The 14,957-nt window shown below is 65.7% G+C and carries 18 protein-coding genes; 5 read left to right on the top strand and 13 right to left on the bottom strand.

The annotated features are described in order from the left end of the window. Positions 1–465: 465 nt before the first annotated feature. Complete coding sequence (locus V5A53_RS07245) at positions 466–1,437, bottom strand: acetamidase/formamidase family protein (protein WP_332312917.1); 972 nt, start codon at positions 1,435–1,437, stop codon at positions 466–468. Positions 1,438–1,630: 193 nt separating this feature from the next. Continuing rightward, positions 1,631–2,017 carry a hypothetical protein gene (locus V5A53_RS07240; protein WP_332312916.1) on the bottom strand — a complete coding sequence of 129 codons (387 nt, stop codon included), beginning with the start codon at positions 2,015–2,017 and terminating at the stop codon, positions 1,631–1,633. A 141-nt stretch (positions 2,018–2,158) separates the two neighbouring features. Between V5A53_RS07240 and V5A53_RS07235 the strand changes: the two genes are divergently transcribed. After that, positions 2,159–2,305 carry a hypothetical protein gene (locus V5A53_RS07235; protein ID WP_332312915.1) on the top strand — a complete coding sequence of 49 codons (147 nt, stop codon included), beginning with the start codon at positions 2,159–2,161 and terminating at the stop codon, positions 2,303–2,305. 60 nt (positions 2,306–2,365) lie between these two features. Here V5A53_RS07235 and V5A53_RS07230 read toward each other — a convergent pair whose 3' ends face one another. From V5A53_RS07230 to V5A53_RS07220, 3 genes are all read right to left on the bottom strand, one after another. Then, entirely contained in the window at positions 2,366–3,385 is a 1,020-nt protein-coding gene (locus V5A53_RS07230; protein WP_332312914.1) for a deoxyhypusine synthase, read from the bottom strand. 69 nt (positions 3,386–3,454) lie between these two features. Continuing rightward, positions 3,455–4,870, bottom strand: a complete 1,416-nt coding sequence (locus tag V5A53_RS07225) for a class II fumarate hydratase (RefSeq protein WP_332312913.1) — start codon at positions 4,868–4,870, stop codon at positions 3,455–3,457. A 99-nt stretch (positions 4,871–4,969) separates the two neighbouring features. After that, entirely contained in the window at positions 4,970–5,203 is a 234-nt protein-coding gene (locus V5A53_RS07220) for a BolA family protein (RefSeq protein WP_332312912.1), read from the bottom strand. 106 nt (positions 5,204–5,309) lie between these two features. Between V5A53_RS07220 and V5A53_RS07215 the strand changes: the two genes are divergently transcribed. Beyond that, positions 5,310–6,458, top strand: a complete 1,149-nt coding sequence (locus V5A53_RS07215) for a tRNA sulfurtransferase (RefSeq protein ID WP_332312911.1) — start codon at positions 5,310–5,312, stop codon at positions 6,456–6,458. Between the two features lie 151 nt (positions 6,459–6,609). Here V5A53_RS07215 and V5A53_RS07210 read toward each other — a convergent pair whose 3' ends face one another. From V5A53_RS07210 to V5A53_RS07195, 4 genes are all read right to left on the bottom strand, one after another. Then, a complete protein-coding gene (locus V5A53_RS07210; RefSeq protein ID WP_332312910.1) occupies positions 6,610–7,044 on the bottom strand; it encodes a type II toxin-antitoxin system VapC family toxin in 435 nt (144 codons plus the stop codon). Continuing rightward, complete coding sequence (locus V5A53_RS07205; RefSeq protein WP_332312909.1) at positions 7,045–7,296, bottom strand: AbrB/MazE/SpoVT family DNA-binding domain-containing protein; 252 nt, start codon at positions 7,294–7,296, stop codon at positions 7,045–7,047. 88 nt (positions 7,297–7,384) lie between these two features. After that, a complete protein-coding gene (fen, locus tag V5A53_RS07200) occupies positions 7,385–8,368 on the bottom strand; it encodes a flap endonuclease-1 (protein ID WP_332312908.1) in 984 nt (327 codons plus the stop codon). 68 nt (positions 8,369–8,436) lie between these two features. Next, on the bottom strand, positions 8,437–9,021 hold the full coding sequence (locus V5A53_RS07195; protein ID WP_332312907.1) for a GNAT family N-acetyltransferase: 585 nt from the start codon (positions 9,019–9,021) through the stop codon (positions 8,437–8,439). A 51-nt stretch (positions 9,022–9,072) separates the two neighbouring features. Between V5A53_RS07195 and V5A53_RS07190 the strand changes: the two genes are divergently transcribed. Further along, positions 9,073–9,633, top strand: a complete 561-nt coding sequence (locus tag V5A53_RS07190) for a class I SAM-dependent methyltransferase (protein ID WP_332312906.1) — start codon at positions 9,073–9,075, stop codon at positions 9,631–9,633. Here the strand turns inward: V5A53_RS07190 and V5A53_RS07185 are convergent, their stop codons facing one another. The 3 genes from V5A53_RS07185 to V5A53_RS07175 form a co-directional block, all read right to left on the bottom strand. Next, a complete protein-coding gene (locus V5A53_RS07185; protein WP_332312905.1) occupies positions 9,634–9,828 on the bottom strand; it encodes a hypothetical protein in 195 nt (64 codons plus the stop codon). Positions 9,829–9,925: 97 nt separating this feature from the next. Then, entirely contained in the window at positions 9,926–10,351 is a 426-nt protein-coding gene (locus V5A53_RS07180) for a DUF3054 domain-containing protein (RefSeq protein WP_332312904.1), read from the bottom strand. 40 nt (positions 10,352–10,391) lie between these two features. Then, positions 10,392–11,726 carry an MFS transporter gene (locus V5A53_RS07175; RefSeq protein ID WP_442928682.1) on the bottom strand — a complete coding sequence of 445 codons (1,335 nt, stop codon included), beginning with the start codon at positions 11,724–11,726 and terminating at the stop codon, positions 10,392–10,394. 305 nt (positions 11,727–12,031) lie between these two features. Between V5A53_RS07175 and V5A53_RS07170 the strand changes: the two genes are divergently transcribed. Together V5A53_RS07170 and V5A53_RS07165 are read left to right on the top strand one after the other, a co-directional pair. Further along, the gene (locus V5A53_RS07170; RefSeq protein WP_332312903.1) at positions 12,032–12,274 is read left to right on the top strand and encodes a hypothetical protein; all 243 of its coding nucleotides are present in this window, start codon (positions 12,032–12,034) and stop codon (positions 12,272–12,274) included. 38 nt (positions 12,275–12,312) lie between these two features. Continuing rightward, positions 12,313–13,311, top strand: coding sequence for an ornithine cyclodeaminase family protein (locus tag V5A53_RS07165; protein WP_332312902.1), 999 nt, complete (start codon positions 12,313–12,315; stop codon positions 13,309–13,311). On the opposite strand, the gene V5A53_RS07160 is transcribed toward V5A53_RS07165, so the two are convergent. Next, the gene (locus V5A53_RS07160) at positions 13,312–14,337 is read right to left on the bottom strand and encodes a presenilin family intramembrane aspartyl protease PSH (protein ID WP_332312901.1); all 1,026 of its coding nucleotides are present in this window, start codon (positions 14,335–14,337) and stop codon (positions 13,312–13,314) included. Positions 14,338–14,957 lie beyond the last annotated feature (620 nt).

The following is a 14,957-nucleotide window of genomic DNA, read 5'->3' as shown; positions in this document are numbered from 1 at the left end:
GCTACAAGTCCGAGTACTACGAACTCAGCGTCGACGTTGGCGAACGGCTACTCGAGGACCTGGACGAGGGGCCGGTCGTAGCAAGCGGCACCTCCTGCTGTGAGCAGGTGGCCTCGTTGAGCGATCGGTCGGTTCGGCATCCGGTAGAGCTGCTGGACCCTACCTGAGAGCCGAACGCGAAATCGAGGGCGCCGAGACCGGTTGGGGATTTCGGCGGCCAGATAGTGTGATTGCTCGGTGACGTTCATGAATCCGTGTCTGCCTGCTCGGCGGGGACCTGACCGGAGCCTATGTCTACTGTGGCCACAACCAGATTCCCACAGAGACCTATTCTACCAGTAAATCGGTGGCCTCGGCACTCATAGGGCTCGTCACCGTCGGCTGCCTACACCGACTCGGCCCACTCGCTCGTCATCGGCCGGTCGGTCGTAGTGGTCCCCCAGCAAAGTGGGTTCCGGGGACCGGTCACTCCCCTGTCTGTTCTTCGGGAAACAGGCTCTCGGGGAGATACGCGGAGACCGTCCAGTTCGGTTGGTTCACGACCTGATTGAGTTTCAGATCGACCGCGGCAGAACAGAGGAGGTACGCTTCCGAACGCGTGAGGCCGCGCTCCTCGTTGAGATGGTCGATCATGTGGCGGACGGCCAGTTTCGTCGCGTCCATGAGGTCGTCGGCGACGCCCGTCGTCCCGTACATCTGCTCGTCGACGCCCGTGGGCGTGAACGGGCCAGTCGTCTCGAAGCGTGGCTGGTCGATGTCCATGTCCGACCGCACCGAGAGCCGGGCGGTGACGTCCATCGGGGCCTCGATGCCGGTGACACAGACCTCGCCGTCACCCTGTGCGGCGTGACAGTCGCCGATACTGGCCATCGCGCCCGAGACCTCGATGGGCAGATACAGCGTCGACCCCGCCGTGAGGTGTTTGATGTCGAGATTGCCGCCCACGCGACGGGGTGGCGTCGTGCTGTGGTCGCCGGGCGCGGAGGGCGCGAGGCCGACGATGCCCGGGAACGGGTGGAGGGGCACCTCGATGCCGTTCACGAAGTGGCCGACGTCGCCGTCGAGGTCCCAGATGTAGAGTCCCGGTTCGTCGAAGACCGCCGGAAGCAGTCCTTTTTCGGCCGATTCGGGATAGAAGTACGAGACGCCGATGCCCTTGTGCTGGAAATCGAGCAACTCGATTTCGAGGACATCGCCCGGCTCGGCGCCCTCGACGTGGACGGGCCCGGTGAGCGGATGGCCCGCGAAGGACGTCTCCATGAGGTCCTCGGGCGTCGATTCCTCGTCGAATTTTCCGTTCGCCGCGTCACGGCATTCGAACTCGACGACTGCGCCCGATTCGACCGATAGCGCGGGCGCTAACTCCTTGTTCCAGACGCCGAGATGGACGTTCTCGTCAGCATCGCTGAGTCGATAGTCCGGCGATTCAGTCGCCATAGCCGGCCAACGGTTCGGGGCCGCTAAGAAGTGTTGTTCGCGTCATACGGACAGTGGTCGTCATTTATCAGTCATCACCGACCCGTACTGGCGACGAGGGGTGCGTCGTGTCGCGACTCGCGGTGACGCTCCATGCCGTCGGTTCGAGCAACCGCCGCAAAAACGGTTCGTTATCTGGGTGGTCGCAGGACGGTCAGCGGTCCTCGGAGGGGATGAAGCCGAGTTGCTCGCCGATGCCGAAGACGTCGAGGCTCCGAAGGAGGTCCTCGAACTCCTCGTCGGTGGGGTCGACCAGCAGGATGTCATCGTCGAGGTCGAGCGCGAAGTCCTCGTCGCCCAGATCGACGAAGAGGTTGCCGTTGGTGAACTCGCCGACCACGTCGTCGCTCTCCTGAACGAAGTCCTGCAGGAGTTCGCCGACCGACTGGCTTCGACTGGCGGCTTCCTCCAGCAGTTCGACGGCGACGTTCGGCGCCGAAGCGGGGTCCTCGACGGCGCTTTGGATGATATCGCTCAGGTTCCGGCTGCTGTCTTCGAGTTCGGCCTGCAGTTCCTCGAACAGGTCGGCTACGTCTGACATATCGGCTATACAGTAGTGTGCCTCCCGCAAATGCGTGGTGGTCCGCCGGCTGAACGCTTTCTTCATCTCCGCCTCGACTGGGGGCGGCTCAGTTCCGGGGAGCAAGGTATCGTTAAGTGACACCGCGACACATGGGTAGGTATGTCCGCGACAACCAAACAGCGGTGTCTCGAATGCGGCTTCGAGGCACCACCGGGCGACGACGCGTGGAACCGAGTCGACCACCCACCGCTCGGCGAGTTGGCGCAGTGTCCCGAATGCGGGAGTACGAACACGGCGGGTATCTGACCCTATACCTCGGTATCTGCCCCGCCAAGGAATCGCAAGACACGCTGGCGTCGAATAGGGCTATTCGGCCTCGTCGAGCGCGCCGGCGACGACGAGCGGGAGGGTGATGGTGGCGTCGGCGTAGACCGAGACGTTCCGGGCGTCCTTTTTCAGTTTGCCCCACGAGCGGGCTTCGTCGAGCGTCGCCCCGGAGAGACCGCCGGTCTGCGGCGGGTCCATGGTCAACTGGACGGCGTAGTCGTAGGCATCGGGCGTCACGAGCATCGTCTGGAGGACGTAGTTCTTGGGGACGCCACCGCCGACGACGATGGCGCCCGTCGATTCGGCCTCGTAGGCGAGGTCGTTGAGCGGCGACATGTCCTTCAGCGCGTCCAGCGAGAAGCCGGTGACCTGCGAGCGGAGCCACGCCTGGAGGCCGAGCACGGAGTCCTGAATGGCAGGCACGTAGACGGGCACGTCGTTCGCATAGGCCGCCGCGGCGATGCCGGCGTCCTCGTCGATGTCCTCGCGGTCGTTGACCGCGGCGTTGGCCCGGCCGAGTTCGCGGGTGAAATCGGCGATGGAGACGACGTCCTCGCCGATCTCGTCGAAGACCTCCTCGCGGAGGTGGTTCTCGAAGAGCGCGAAATGCTCCTGCGGCAGGTAGACGTTGTAGATGCGGTCGACCTCCTCGTCGCGCAGTCGTTCGTCGAACTCGCGTTCCGAGAGTTCGTCGTGTTCCGCGGTACCGTGGTGGTGTTTGCCGCCGATGGCCTCGATGGAGTCGTGGGTGAGGTTCGCGCCGGTCGTCACCAGCGCGTCGACGTAGCCGTCGCGGATGAGGTCCGCGACGATCTGCCGCATGCCGGCAGGCACCATCGCGCCCGCGAGGCCGAGAAAGACCGTCGTTTCGTCGCTTGCGAACATCTCGCCGGTGACGTCGATGGCCTCGCTGAGGTCGGCGGCACCGATGCCGGCCTTGCCGTACTCGCCGACGAGGTCGGCGACGGACATGCCCGCGGAGACGCTGGCGTGTTCGACCGGGTCGTGGTGGAACTCCTCACGGTCCGGTTCGGGGTGGTCGTGGTCGTCGTCGCTCATTACCGGAGAGTCGGGGTGGCGGCTTTTGAAGGGAGCGAAAGCGTGGCGGCAGGAAAAGCGGCTTCGGCCTCAGTCGTCGCCCAGAATGACCCGCTCGGTCATCGCGGCGGGGTCGAGCACCTCGTCGGCTTCCCCCTCGCTGAGGTAGCCTTCGTCGACGGCGACCTCGCGGACGGATTTGCCCTCTTCGAGGGCCTTCTTCGCGACCTTCGAGGCCTTGTCGTAGCCGATTGCAGGGTTGAGCGCCGTCGCCAGCGCCATCGACTGGTCGACCTGCTTCTTGCAGTGGTCCTCGTTGGCTTCGAGTTTGGCGACGAAGCGCTCGCCGAACAGTTCCGCGCTGTTGGCGATGATGTTCGCGCTCTGGAGGAAGTTGTAGGCGAGAACCGGCTTGTAGAGGTTGAGGTCGATCTCACCGCGGGCGGCCCCGGCCGAAACGGCGGCGTCGTTGCCGACGACCTGCTTGTGGACCTGATTGACCGACTCGGCGACGACCGGGTTGATCTTGCCGGGCATGATCGACGAACCGGGCTGGTTCTCCGGCTGCTCGATCTCGCCGAGACCGTTCCGCGGACCGGAGGCGAGCAGTCGGAGGTCGTTGGCGATCTTGTTCATCGAACCGGCGACGACACGGAGCGCGCCGTGGGCCTCGCTCATGGCGTCGTGGGCTGCCTGCGCCTCGAAGTGGTTGCTGGCTTCCTGGAATTCGAGGCCGGTCTCCGAGGAGATGTTCTGGGCGGCGCGAGCCGGGAACTCAGGGTGGGTGTTGAGGCCCGTCCCGACGGCGGTGCCGCCGAGGGCGAGTTCGCCGAGGCTGTCGCGGACCGCGGAGACGCGCTGGATGCCCTTCTCGATCTGGGCGCGGTAGCCGCCGAACTCCTGGCCGAGTCGGACCGGCGTTGCGTCCTGCAGGTGGGTGCGGCCGGTCTTGACGACGTCGTCGAATTCCTCCTCTTTCGCTTCGAGGGCGTCGGCGAGCGTCTGGAGGCCGGGGATGACGTCGCGTTCGACGGCCTCCAGAGAGGCAACGTGCATCGCCGTCGGGATGACGTCGTTGGAGGACTGCCCGTAGTTGACGTGGTCGTTGGGGTGGATCTCCCGGGTGCCGATCTCGCCGCCGTAGATCTCGGTGGCGCGGTTGGCGATGACCTCGTTGGCGTTCATGTTCGAGGAGGTGCCGGAGCCGGTCTGGAAGATGTCGACCGGGAAGTGGTCGTCGTGCTGGCCGGCGATGACCTCGTCGGCGGCCTCGATGATGGCGTCGGCCTTGTCCTCCTCAAGGAGGTCGAGTTCGACGTTCGCCTGCGCGGCGGCCTTCTTCACGATGCCGAGCGCGCGGATGAAGCGCCGCTGGAAGGTGAGCCCCGAGACGGGGAAGTTGCCGATGGCCCGCTGGGTCTGGGCGCCCCAGTAGGCGTCGGCCGGCACCTGCATCTCGCCGAGACTGTCCTGTTCGGTCCGGTATTCCTGCTCGTCGTCAGCCATACTCGGAGGGTCACACCGGGGTACGTAAAAATCATCGAAACGCGCGTCGAACCGCCGCGACCGATAGGTTCGGGGGGTCTCGGCCGTTAGTTCCGTTCCTCACTCGGGCGTGCGCGTCGTCAACTCCAAGGCGTGAATCTCCGTGGTCATCGCCTCCCCGAGCGCGTCGTAGACCATGTCGTGCTGGTCGAGGAGGGATTCGCCCTCGAAGGCCGGCGAGACGACCGTCGCCCGCAGGTGGTCGTCGTCGTGTTCGCCGCGCGCTCGTTCGACGGTCGCCTCGCAGTCCTCGATGGCCGCTTCGATGCGTTCTTCGACCTCTTCGGGAGTCATACCCGGTTGGTAAGCGCCCGGAAGGAAAAACACCGCGTACCGTCGTCGGCCAGCCGGCGCGTCACGACAGCGGCACGCATTTATCCGCCGACCCGCGAGTTCCGGTATGAACCGCGTCGTCGTTCGCTACGGCGAACTCAGCACGAAGGGCCGGCCCGTCCGCCGCAACATGGAAGAGCAACTGCGCTCGAACCTCGCGGCCGCCCTCGATGCTCGTGATATCGACGGCGACGTCGAGCGGACTGCGGGCCGTCTCATCGTCGATACCGAGGACGCCGACGCCGCCGCCGATGCCGCCAGCGACCTCCCGGGCGTCGTCTCGGCCAGTCCGGCCCGAACGGTCGCCCCCGAGACCGACGCCGTCTACGAAGCCCTCGCTGAACTCGCCCGCGAGCGCGACGACGAGTTCGACACCTACGCCGTCCGGGCCTCCCGTGCCGGCGACCACCCGTTCACCAGTCCGCAACTCGAACGCGAGGGCGGCGCCGCCGTCGGGGAGGCCGTCGATGCCGCCGTGGACCTGGAGGACCCCGACATCAGGTTCGAGGCCGACGTTCGCCATCAGGTGGCCTACGTCTTCGCGGAGCGCCGGGAGGGCCCCGGTGGCCTGCCCGTCGGTACGCAGGAACCGCTCGTCGCGCTCGTCTCCGGCGGCATCGACTCGCCCGTCGCGGCCTTCGAGGCCATGCGCCACGGCTCGCCGGTCATCCCCGTCTACGTCGACCTGGGCGACTACGGCGGCGTCGACCACCGCGCTCGCGCAATCTCGGCCTGTGAACGGCTCGCCGAACGCGCGCCGAACCACGATATCACGCCCTACGTCGTCGACGGCGGCGAGACGGTCGCCCACATCGCCCAGCATGTCGACCGGGGGCGGATGCTCTCGCTTCGGCGGTACTTCTTCGCCGTCGCCGAGGCCATCGGCGAACAGGAGGACGCCGCCGGCATCGTCACGGGCGAGGTCCTGGGGCAGAAATCCAGCCAGACCGCGCGGAACCTGCAGGTGACCAGCGCCGCCGTCGAGATGCCGGTCCACCGGCCACTCTTTTCGGTCGACAAGCCCGAAATCGTCGAACGGGCGAAGGTCCTGGGCACCTTCGAGGACGCCGGGATTTCGGCCGGCTGTAACCGATTGGCTCCTGATAAACCCGAAACGAAGGGGCGACTGGAGGGACTGCTGAAAGTCGAGCCGGACGACGTCTTCGAGCGGGCGCGGGCGGACGCCGCGGATGCCGAACGGGTCGACCCGTTCTGATACTGTCGGACGTACCTATTAAAATCGCAGAAACGCTGAGCCGGGCAGTACCGTGGGGGAGAGATGAGTTGCTCGAAAAATACTCACGGAATTACGGCCGACAGTATGAAACAGCCGGAGTGTCCGTTGACCGGGGTTCCGACGCCGGGGATCACTCGGGTTGGTACGGGTTGGTCGCAGTATGGAGGCGATACACGTCCGCAGCGGCGTCGAAATCGTCGTCGAACGCGTAGAGGTAGCCGAGACCCTCCGCCTGCATGTACGCGACGATGGCGGCATCGACGAGTGAGAACCCCTCGTATCGCCGGAAGATCGCCTTCGCAGATGCGAGTTCGTCGGCCGTCAGCGAATCGATGTGGAACCGCGCGTTCTCCTCGATACGGTCGAGGAAATCGACTGCGTCAGCGTGTCCGGCATGTGTCGTCAGGCCGTTCAGCGTCTCCGCGAGTACGTAATCGAGGACGACCGCTTCCGGGAGGTCCGCGGCGTCGATCCCTCTGAGGATGGGGAGCGCCTCGTCGTGCGCGCCGTCGCGGCGGTACGACGCGGCGAAGAGGACGGTCGTATCGACGAGTGCGCGTGGCATCTACTCGTGGTCGACGCCCCACGCGTCGTGTTCGTCGGTGACTTCCGTTTCTCGATCGCCGTCGTAGCCGTCGAAGTCGTCGAACGTACCGCTTCGTTGCTGGACGACCCGAACGCGGAGCGTGCCGTCGTCCTCGATGTGCCAGCGGAGTCTGTCGCCGTCGTCGATATCGAGCTCCCGGCGGATACGGGCCGGGATGTTGGCCTGATTGCCCGAGACCTTGCTCTCGGAGTCGACTCCCTCGCTGCTCATACCCGCCGGTAGGCGACGGCCGCATATAAATTGTAGTGTGCACACACACTAGCACCACGGTCTGGGGATTCCGGAGCCGGTTCGGGGTCTAGCTCCAGCGGTCGAGGCCGGTCTGGACGACCGACTCCTCGATGCGCTCGAACCCGCGCTCGACTTCGTCAGCGGAGATTCCCCACTCGTCGGTAACGTAGGATTTCGCGGCGTCGAGGTCGGGGTTGATCTCGGTGTCGTAGTCGTAGTCGTCGGTCACGTCGGGGTCGAGGAACATGTGCCGGATGCGCTCCGCGTTGGGGAGATTCTCGTCACGAGACTCCAGCACGCTCCAGAGGTCGCCGTGCTCGCGGACGAGTTTGACCGCGGTCTTGGGGCCGACGCCGGAGACGCCCTCGTTGAAGTCGGTGCCCATCAGGATGGCGACGTCGACCAGCTGCTCCCACGTGAGATCGTGCTTTTCGAGCGTCCGCTCGAAGTACATGCACTCGGGGTCGCCCTTGCTGGTGAGTTGCCGAAGCGTCCGGGGCGCTCCCAGAAGGAGGCTGTCGTAGTCCTCCGAACCGGCGTAATCGACGTCGCCGTTCCGAGCCATGTGGGCGGCCTGTGCCTCCCCTTCAGCGGGCGCCTCGATGTAGGGCACGTCGAGCAGGTCGAGCAACTCGCGGGTCGTCTCCTGAATCGTGTCGGTGAGCCGCTGGGTTCGCGATTCGAGGGTGGCGATCTCGGCGGCTTCGACGCCCTCCTCGCGGGCGGCTTCGAGCTGGTCCTCGTACGCCTCGCGCTGTTCGCGCCGTTCGGCGATCTCCTCGTCTTTGAGTTCGGTGACGCCGCCGTCGAAGACGAAGACGGGCGTGATGTCGTGTTCGAAGAACTTGGGGAGGCCCTGGACGACGCCGATGAGATTGGCGACCTCCTCGCCGTCGTCGGTGGTGTAGACCTCGCTACGGGTGAACTTGACCGTCGTCGTGAGATAGCGGTACAGCCAGTTGTGGGCGTCGATGGCGACGACCGAGCCGGTCAACTCCTCGAAGGGCTTGGGTTCGATGACCGCCAGTTGTCGGATATCCGCGTTTCCCATTGGCGGGCGTTGGCCACGCGGGCGCTTGAAACCGTCGGGGTCGGGGCGCCGCTGAAAGCCGAAAGCCGTCAGCCGTCCGTCGGGGGCGACGCGCCACGCTTGCGTTCCAGAAAGGCCAGCTCCGCCTCGGAGAGGTCCCGCTGGCGGTAGATATCGAGCCCGGCCTGATACTGCTCGGTCGACCGTTCAGCGGAGCGGTCGGCGGGCCGTTCGAGGACTAGTTCGGCAACGCCGGTCTCCTCGCCGCTAAAGGCGAAGCCTGATTTATAAAGCGCCTCGTAGGCAAACGGATTGTTGACCGCGATTCGCACCCGTTGGTAGCCGCGTTCGGCCGCTCGCTGGGTGACGAACGCACAGAGTCGCGGCCCGAGGCCCTCGCCGCGACGGTCCTCGTGGACGGTCACGTAGCGGAGCCACAACGTCTCGGGGTCGGTCCGGTCCTCGTTGAACGCCACCGCGGCGAGGACGTCGTCGTCCCACTTGCTGTCGGTCGAGTCGCTTTCGTCGCTGCCCGCACGCACCCGAATCACCGCCTTCCCCGTGTTCGACATGACGAACTTCCCGGCGTAGCTGAACTCGCGGTAGTTCAGTCGGAGCGTCGGCCCATCCCCTGGCCAGCCCAGGAGTACGGGGTCGGCGATAGCGGAGGTCACAGTCGGCGTAGGGGGGCAACCGTGTTATGCTCGGCGCTCGATAGACGCGACATGAATCGCTGGGACGTGACGGCGTTCGACACCTTCGCTCCGCTGTACGACCTGTTCATGCCTCCGGCCGACGCACTGTCCCTCGAAAAGGGGCTCGCGTGTGCCGACCGGGACATCGACCGGATCGTCGAGGTGGGCGGCGGGTCCGGACGCGCGGCGAGGGAAGTCGGTGCGACAGTGCTCGATCCCGCCCGTGGGATGCTCGAACGGGCACACGCGAAGGGGCTGGAGACGGTACAGGCCAGCGGGACCGACCTTCCGCTGGCGACAGGGTCGGTCGATGCCGTCATCATCGTTGACGCGCTCCACCACTTCCCGAATCACGACCGCTGTCTCGAGGAGATCGCCCGCGTGCTCGCACCGGGCGGGGTGCTCGTGGTTCGTGAGTTCGACCGTTCGACCCGCCGCGGCCGGCTGCTGGATATGGCCGAGCGCGTGGTCGCGTTCGATTCGACGTTCTATACGGCGGCGGAACTCGGCGAGCGCATCGAGGCTGCCGGGTTGGACCCACGCCCAATCGAATACGGGTTCGAGATGACCATCGTCGGCGTCAAAGAGTAGCTATTCGTCGGGATTCTCGACCTCCGAAACCCCCTCCGATGGCCCGTCGATCCCGATTCCCTCGGCACGTCGGTGGTTCAACACCCGGACCGAATGAACGACGGGGTGGTGCAGCAACGCGAGTCGGCCCGCCGTAACGTCGGCACCCGCGTAGGAGTCGATATCCGTCCCGGTCTGCCCCCGTGATTTGCGCATTGGTAACTCCTATCTCTCCGAACTGGGAAACCACCACGAAAAGAGCTTACCCCGGACATACACCGCCTTTTGAATACCCCCAACGGGCGGGGAGTTGCTATCGGAGTTTGAAGTAGATGAACCGCCAGACCGCGAGGACGACGGCGCCGCCGACGATGATGACGGCGGCGAAGGCGAGTTCGACGCCACCTTCGATGAACGGCGTCGCACGGATGGCGAGGCCGATGACCGCGGCGGGAATCCACGAGCGAATCGCCAGCGGGATCGAGGAGTTCGGCGCCGATCCGCCACCCGGCGAGTAGGCGCCGATAAGCGGCGCGGCGATGAGCCAGCCGATGATGAAGGGTGCGGCCGCGTTGACGAAGGCGAGCGGTTCGGTCATGAGGACGTCGACCGGCGAGAGGGTGGGTCTGTGTTGGGCCGTACCGACGAGCAGGAACGCCAGCAGAACGACGAGGTCGCCGACCGCGATGGGCCACGTGCTGGCGTCCAGCCGCTGTTCGAGGAACGATTGGGCTGCCATACCCGGCCGTTCGGGGTGCCCCTTACAAGTCCTTGCGGAATCACGCGAGAAGCCCGGACCCGGAGGGCGGCCGGAGGACGAGGGCCGCGAGGCCGGCGGCGACGGCGAGGGCGGCACCCAGCGAGACGGTCGGCACCCAGCCGAAGGAAGCCACGAGGAAGCCGACGATGGTGCCGGCGAAGACGCCGCCGCCGACCTTGGCGGTGTAGAGGACCGCGTAGTTCGACGAGGAGTGTTCGGCGCCGTAATACTCCGAGAGCATCGCGGGGAAGAAGACGTAGAGCGGCGAGGAGAAGAACATCGCGAGGATGACCATCCCGACGAAGACGAGACCGGCATCCGCCGTCCCTGCGCCGACGAGGCCGAGCCGGAACAGGCCCGCCAGCAGGAAGGACCCAGCCATGACGTATTTTCGGTCGAACCGGTCCGAGATCTCACCGAGTATCATCCGCGAGACGCCCGCCGAAAGCGGCAGCAGCGTCGCGGCGATGGTCGCGACTATGGCCGCGAAGCCGAAGTGTTCGGCCACGCGGACGACGTTGGCGATGACGACGAGGTCGGCGCCGGCCATCGCGATGAACATGGCATACAGCAGCCAGAACTGCCACGTCCGGAGCATCTCCGTCGGGGTGTAGGCGTCGCCCCGAAGCGAGACCGCGAGGTCGGCGTCGTCAGCGTCGTCGCCGAACCACTCGGCGGGCGGGTCCCGAAGGACGACGGCGCCGACGAGCAGGATGAGGAGGATGGCGATGCCGACGTTCCGGAGCACGTCGGCGTAGGCGGCGACCGTCGCGTTCGCGCGGACGTAGGGCACGACGAGGGCGCTCCCGCCCGCGAAGGCCATCGTCCCGATGCCGGTCGTGAGGCCGGTGCGGTCCGGAAACCACTTGACGGCGGTGTTCACCGCGACGGTGTAGATGATGCCGACGCCGATCGCGCCCAGCGAGTAGAGGACGTAGAGTTGCCAGACGCTGTCGGCGTAGGCGAGGCCGATATAGCCGCCGCCGGCGAGGAGCGCGGCGAGGAAGGTCAACGCACCGGGGCCACGTCGGTCCCGCCACCAACCGGCCGGAAACTGCGAGAGTGACTGGAAGACGACGTAGAACGAGAAGACGGCTCCGAGCGCCGGCAGGGCGATATCGAGGCTCTCGGCGAGCGGCCCCTCGATGGACGACCAGACGTACTGGTAGGGGCTGACGGCGGCCATCATCGCGGCGGCGGCGACGATCTGCCACCATCGGGAGAAACCGAGCACGTCGCGCGCTCGCCCGTCGTAGTCGATGCCCGACGACGCGTCGGCGTCTCCGTCCATCGCCGTCGAGTCGCCACCCGAGCCGTCGGCCGAGTCGTCTCCCCCCGGCGAATCGTCACTCATCGTGCGGCGATTACGGGGCCCCTAAGATAAACGAACGGACTCGCCGCCGGCCGGACCGGGGGTCGACGGTCCGTCGAGAAGTATTCGTGATGTGCATTCCGCCGATGGTTCGGGGACGTATATCCCAGATATCACGCATTTACGGTAGAGGCTGTTAGACGGCTGTTTCGGGTTCCGAAACCATTTCATAAGTTATAGAGATAATATCCATCATATCTACAGCACCGACACGTTTGTATTCAGTTTCGTATCAGTCTGTTTTGGGAAACACTTATACCAGTATTCCTCCTAGTTGTACATGTATTATGACGGGTTATTACGACATCGTGCTGGGGCTCATCCCCCTTTCGCTCGCCGGCCTGACCGCATTGCTGCTCGCCGCCGGGATGTCGTTATCCGCTTCCGTCCCGCTTGCCTCCATCGCCTCCCTCGGTCTGATGGGCCATGCGATGTTCGTCAACGGACCCGTTTCGACACCAACGACCCCGAACGGCGGACAGGCCGCACCCGAGACCCCGGCCTCCGGTAACGGTCCCTCACTCGACTAGCCGCAGTTGCTAAACGCACGGCATTCGAAGCGCTTTCTATGACAGACGTCCTGTTCCTGCGAAGTGACGAACTCGCCGACCTCGCTACGCCCGCCGACTACGTGGAGTGGGTCCGCGAGGGCTACGAAAGCCACGGCAATTCCGGGTCCGCCGAACCGCGAACCAAGCTCGTCAGCGCCGACCCGCCGGGGATGTGTACCGGCTATCTGGCCGTCCTCCCCGAAGTCGGCGGCATGGGCGGCTACACCTACGCCGCCGGCTTCGGCGACGAAGACGTCCACTTCGCGCTGCCGCTTTTCGACGCCGAGTCCGGCCGCATGCTCGCGATGCTCGACGGTGCCTCGATGAACCCCTTCAAGACCGGCGCAACGGGTGCCGTCGCCGTCGACGAACTCGCCCGTGAGGACGCGACCACCTGTGCGGTCATCGGTTCGGGCGCGCAGGCCCGCGGCCAACTGAAGGCCACCGCGACCGTCCGGGACTTCGAGACGGTACGCGTCTTCTCGCCCACACCGGAGAATCGCGAGGCCTTCGCCGCGGAATTCGACGAGCAACTCGCCGCCGACGTCACGGCTGCCGAATCGTCAGCCGACGCTATCGAAAACGCCGACGTCGTCATCACCGCGACCAAGGCCTCCGACCCCGTCTTCCACGACCACGAACTCCCCGACGGCGCCCATGTGACGGCGATGGGACAGTACGACCGCGGCAAACAGGAGATACCGCCGGAGACCGTCGCCCGCTCGACCTACGTCCCCGACCTGCGCGAACGCGCGTTTCAGGACGCCGGGGCCTTCCTCCACGCGCTGGACGGCGGCCTCATCGACGAGGACCACATCCACGCGGAGCTCGGCGAGGTCGTCGCCGGCCACGAACCCGGCCGGACGAGCGACGACGAGGTCACCGTCTTCGACAGCGGTGGCACGGGTATCGAAACCGTCGCTTCGGCGTGGTACCTCTACCAGCGCGCCGACGAGCAGGGCCTCGGTGAATACATCGAGTTCCTGCCCGGCAGCGAAGCGTTGACCGGCGAGTAATCAGAGATACGGCCCGAGTCCGAGCGCATCGAGCAGCGCGACACCCGCCAGCAGCGCGCCGACGAGATAGCCCGCAATCGCGCCGCCGTTGAGCAACGGCAGGCCGGCGTGGGCCCGTCCCTTCATCACCATCCACATCAGTACCAGCAGGCCGACCAGCGTCCCGGCCATCGCGCCGAGGGCCGGCAGGGTGAGGGCGATGCCCGGGACATCGAGCAGGGCGGCATCACCCGGCCGGAAGAAGGCTGCCGAGGCGACGAGGATCGTCGGAATCACCGCGTCACCGAGGCCGATGAAGAAGGCATCGCGGGCGAAGGGGTCCTCGGGCGGTTCCTCGCCGTCAGTACTCTCTTCGGGCGCGTCGTCGATGCCGGCTTCCGGTGTTTCACCCTCCTCGCCGTCCCCGTCGGAGATCGTCTCGGGACCCTGTTCGTCGAGGAACGAATACGACAGCGTCAGCGGAATCACGAGCACGACGGGCAGTCGGAGGTCCATGACCCCCGAGGCCAGCGTGAGCATGTGTTCGGTCCCGTACACCGAGATAGCGTCGTAGACCGCCAGCACGACCAGCAGGACGATAGCTGGCAGGAGGCCGAAGCTGATGCCGAACAACCCTGCGGCGCCCGCTCCCATCACGATACCCGCGGCGTCGATGACGTACCACTCCGGATAGCCCAGCAGGCCGGCACCGAGGGCCAGCGCCGCGAGGACGGCGAGGACGTTCAGCCCGGCGACGGTGACGACCGACGGGACGACCACCGAGAAGACGTAGAACGAGAGGAAGACCGACGCGAAGATGATGAGCCCCTGGATCAGTCGCTCGACGTCGAGTTTCATGGCTCCGAGCATCACCAGCGTCGCGACGAGGATCGCACCGATGTACAGGAGACTATTCGTCGGGTCGCTGGGGTCCTCGACGGTCTGGTAACCGGCGTCCATGAAGGGCTGGACCAAGGCGAGGGAACCGAGCTGGACGAGCAGGAAGATACCGACAGTGGCAGCAACGGCGGCGTAGGCCCGCTTCATACATTCACGTTCGGTGGCGGTCGTTTGGGCGTTGTGGTTGACTGTCGCTGCTGGTTGTGACTGTTAAAAGGGTGGCCTCGAATCTGGAACTCTTGATTTCCGTTCTGTGGCAGCCACTCGAAAGGCTACACCCGAAGCCCTCGGCCGGCTACGGTCGCGCGCTTTTGACCGACTGCCGCTCGGGTCGAGGATCTCGCTTCGCTCCGACCCTCGCAACTGCTCGCGGCGGTCTGCCAGCGCGCGCCATTTATAAGAGATACTCGGCCAGGAGCGTGGGGGGCCGTAGGCCGCCACGCGACCCGGGGGAGGGCAGGCGCGGTGCGGTTGCGACCCCTGGAGGAATGAAAGGGCGAGGTGTGGAGGCGTTCGATTTAGTCGCTAAACAGGATATCCTCCCTACGGTCGGATAGTGCCTGTTTAGCGACCGCCTGCGAGGGTCGGAGCGACCAACGGAAGCGAGCCCCTCGGTGCAGGAACGGCGACCGAAGGGAGCCGTGACCGCCTCCACGCCGAGGGCTTTCCGACTGTTTGCAGTCGGACTGTACCCAGTTCCTACTTATAAATCAAAATAAACAGCCACCAAGAGCCATTATCGCACGTAGAGTTTCTCGCCGAGCAGA

Source organism: Natronomonas sp., from assembly GCF_036625485.1.
GTDB lineage: Archaea > Halobacteriota > Halobacteria > Halobacteriales > Haloarculaceae > Natronomonas.
The sequence above is the reverse complement of the archived record's forward strand: the minus strand, read 5'-3'. Positions and strand labels throughout refer to the sequence as shown.

Excerpts from the sequence above, each read along its gene's own strand:
- V5A53_RS07245 (WP_332312917.1), bottom strand. The coding sequence starts at position 1,437 with ATGGCGACTGAATCGCCGGACTATCGACTCAGCGATGCTGACGAGAAC.
- V5A53_RS07240 (WP_332312916.1), bottom strand. The coding sequence starts at position 2,017 with ATGTCAGACGTAGCCGACCTGTTCGAGGAACTGCAGGCCGAACTCGAA.
- V5A53_RS07235 (WP_332312915.1), top strand. The coding sequence starts at position 2,159 with ATGTCCGCGACAACCAAACAGCGGTGTCTCGAATGCGGCTTCGAGGCA.
- V5A53_RS07230 (WP_332312914.1), bottom strand. The coding sequence starts at position 3,385 with ATGAGCGACGACGACCACGACCACCCCGAACCGGACCGTGAGGAGTTC.
- V5A53_RS07225 (WP_332312913.1), bottom strand. The coding sequence starts at position 4,870 with ATGGCTGACGACGAGCAGGAATACCGGACCGAACAGGACAGTCTCGGC.
- V5A53_RS07220 (WP_332312912.1), bottom strand. The coding sequence starts at position 5,203 with ATGACTCCCGAAGAGGTCGAAGAACGCATCGAAGCGGCCATCGAGGAC.
- V5A53_RS07215 (WP_332312911.1), top strand. The coding sequence starts at position 5,310 with ATGAACCGCGTCGTCGTTCGCTACGGCGAACTCAGCACGAAGGGCCGG.
- V5A53_RS07210 (WP_332312910.1), bottom strand. The coding sequence starts at position 7,044 with ATGCCACGCGCACTCGTCGATACGACCGTCCTCTTCGCCGCGTCGTAC.
- V5A53_RS07205 (WP_332312909.1), bottom strand. The coding sequence starts at position 7,296 with ATGAGCAGCGAGGGAGTCGACTCCGAGAGCAAGGTCTCGGGCAATCAG.
- fen (WP_332312908.1), bottom strand. The coding sequence starts at position 8,368 with ATGGGAAACGCGGATATCCGACAACTGGCGGTCATCGAACCCAAGCCC.
- V5A53_RS07190 (WP_332312906.1), top strand. The coding sequence starts at position 9,073 with ATGAATCGCTGGGACGTGACGGCGTTCGACACCTTCGCTCCGCTGTAC.
- V5A53_RS07185 (WP_332312905.1), bottom strand. The coding sequence starts at position 9,828 with ATGCGCAAATCACGGGGGCAGACCGGGACGGATATCGACTCCTACGCG.
- V5A53_RS07180 (WP_332312904.1), bottom strand. The coding sequence starts at position 10,351 with ATGGCAGCCCAATCGTTCCTCGAACAGCGGCTGGACGCCAGCACGTGG.
- V5A53_RS07175 (WP_442928682.1), bottom strand. The coding sequence starts at position 11,726 with ATGAGTGACGATTCGCCGGGGGGAGACGACTCGGCCGACGGCTCGGGT.
- V5A53_RS07170 (WP_332312903.1), top strand. The coding sequence starts at position 12,032 with ATGACGGGTTATTACGACATCGTGCTGGGGCTCATCCCCCTTTCGCTC.
- V5A53_RS07165 (WP_332312902.1), top strand. The coding sequence starts at position 12,313 with ATGACAGACGTCCTGTTCCTGCGAAGTGACGAACTCGCCGACCTCGCT.
- V5A53_RS07160 (WP_332312901.1), bottom strand. The coding sequence starts at position 14,337 with ATGAAGCGGGCCTACGCCGCCGTTGCTGCCACTGTCGGTATCTTCCTG.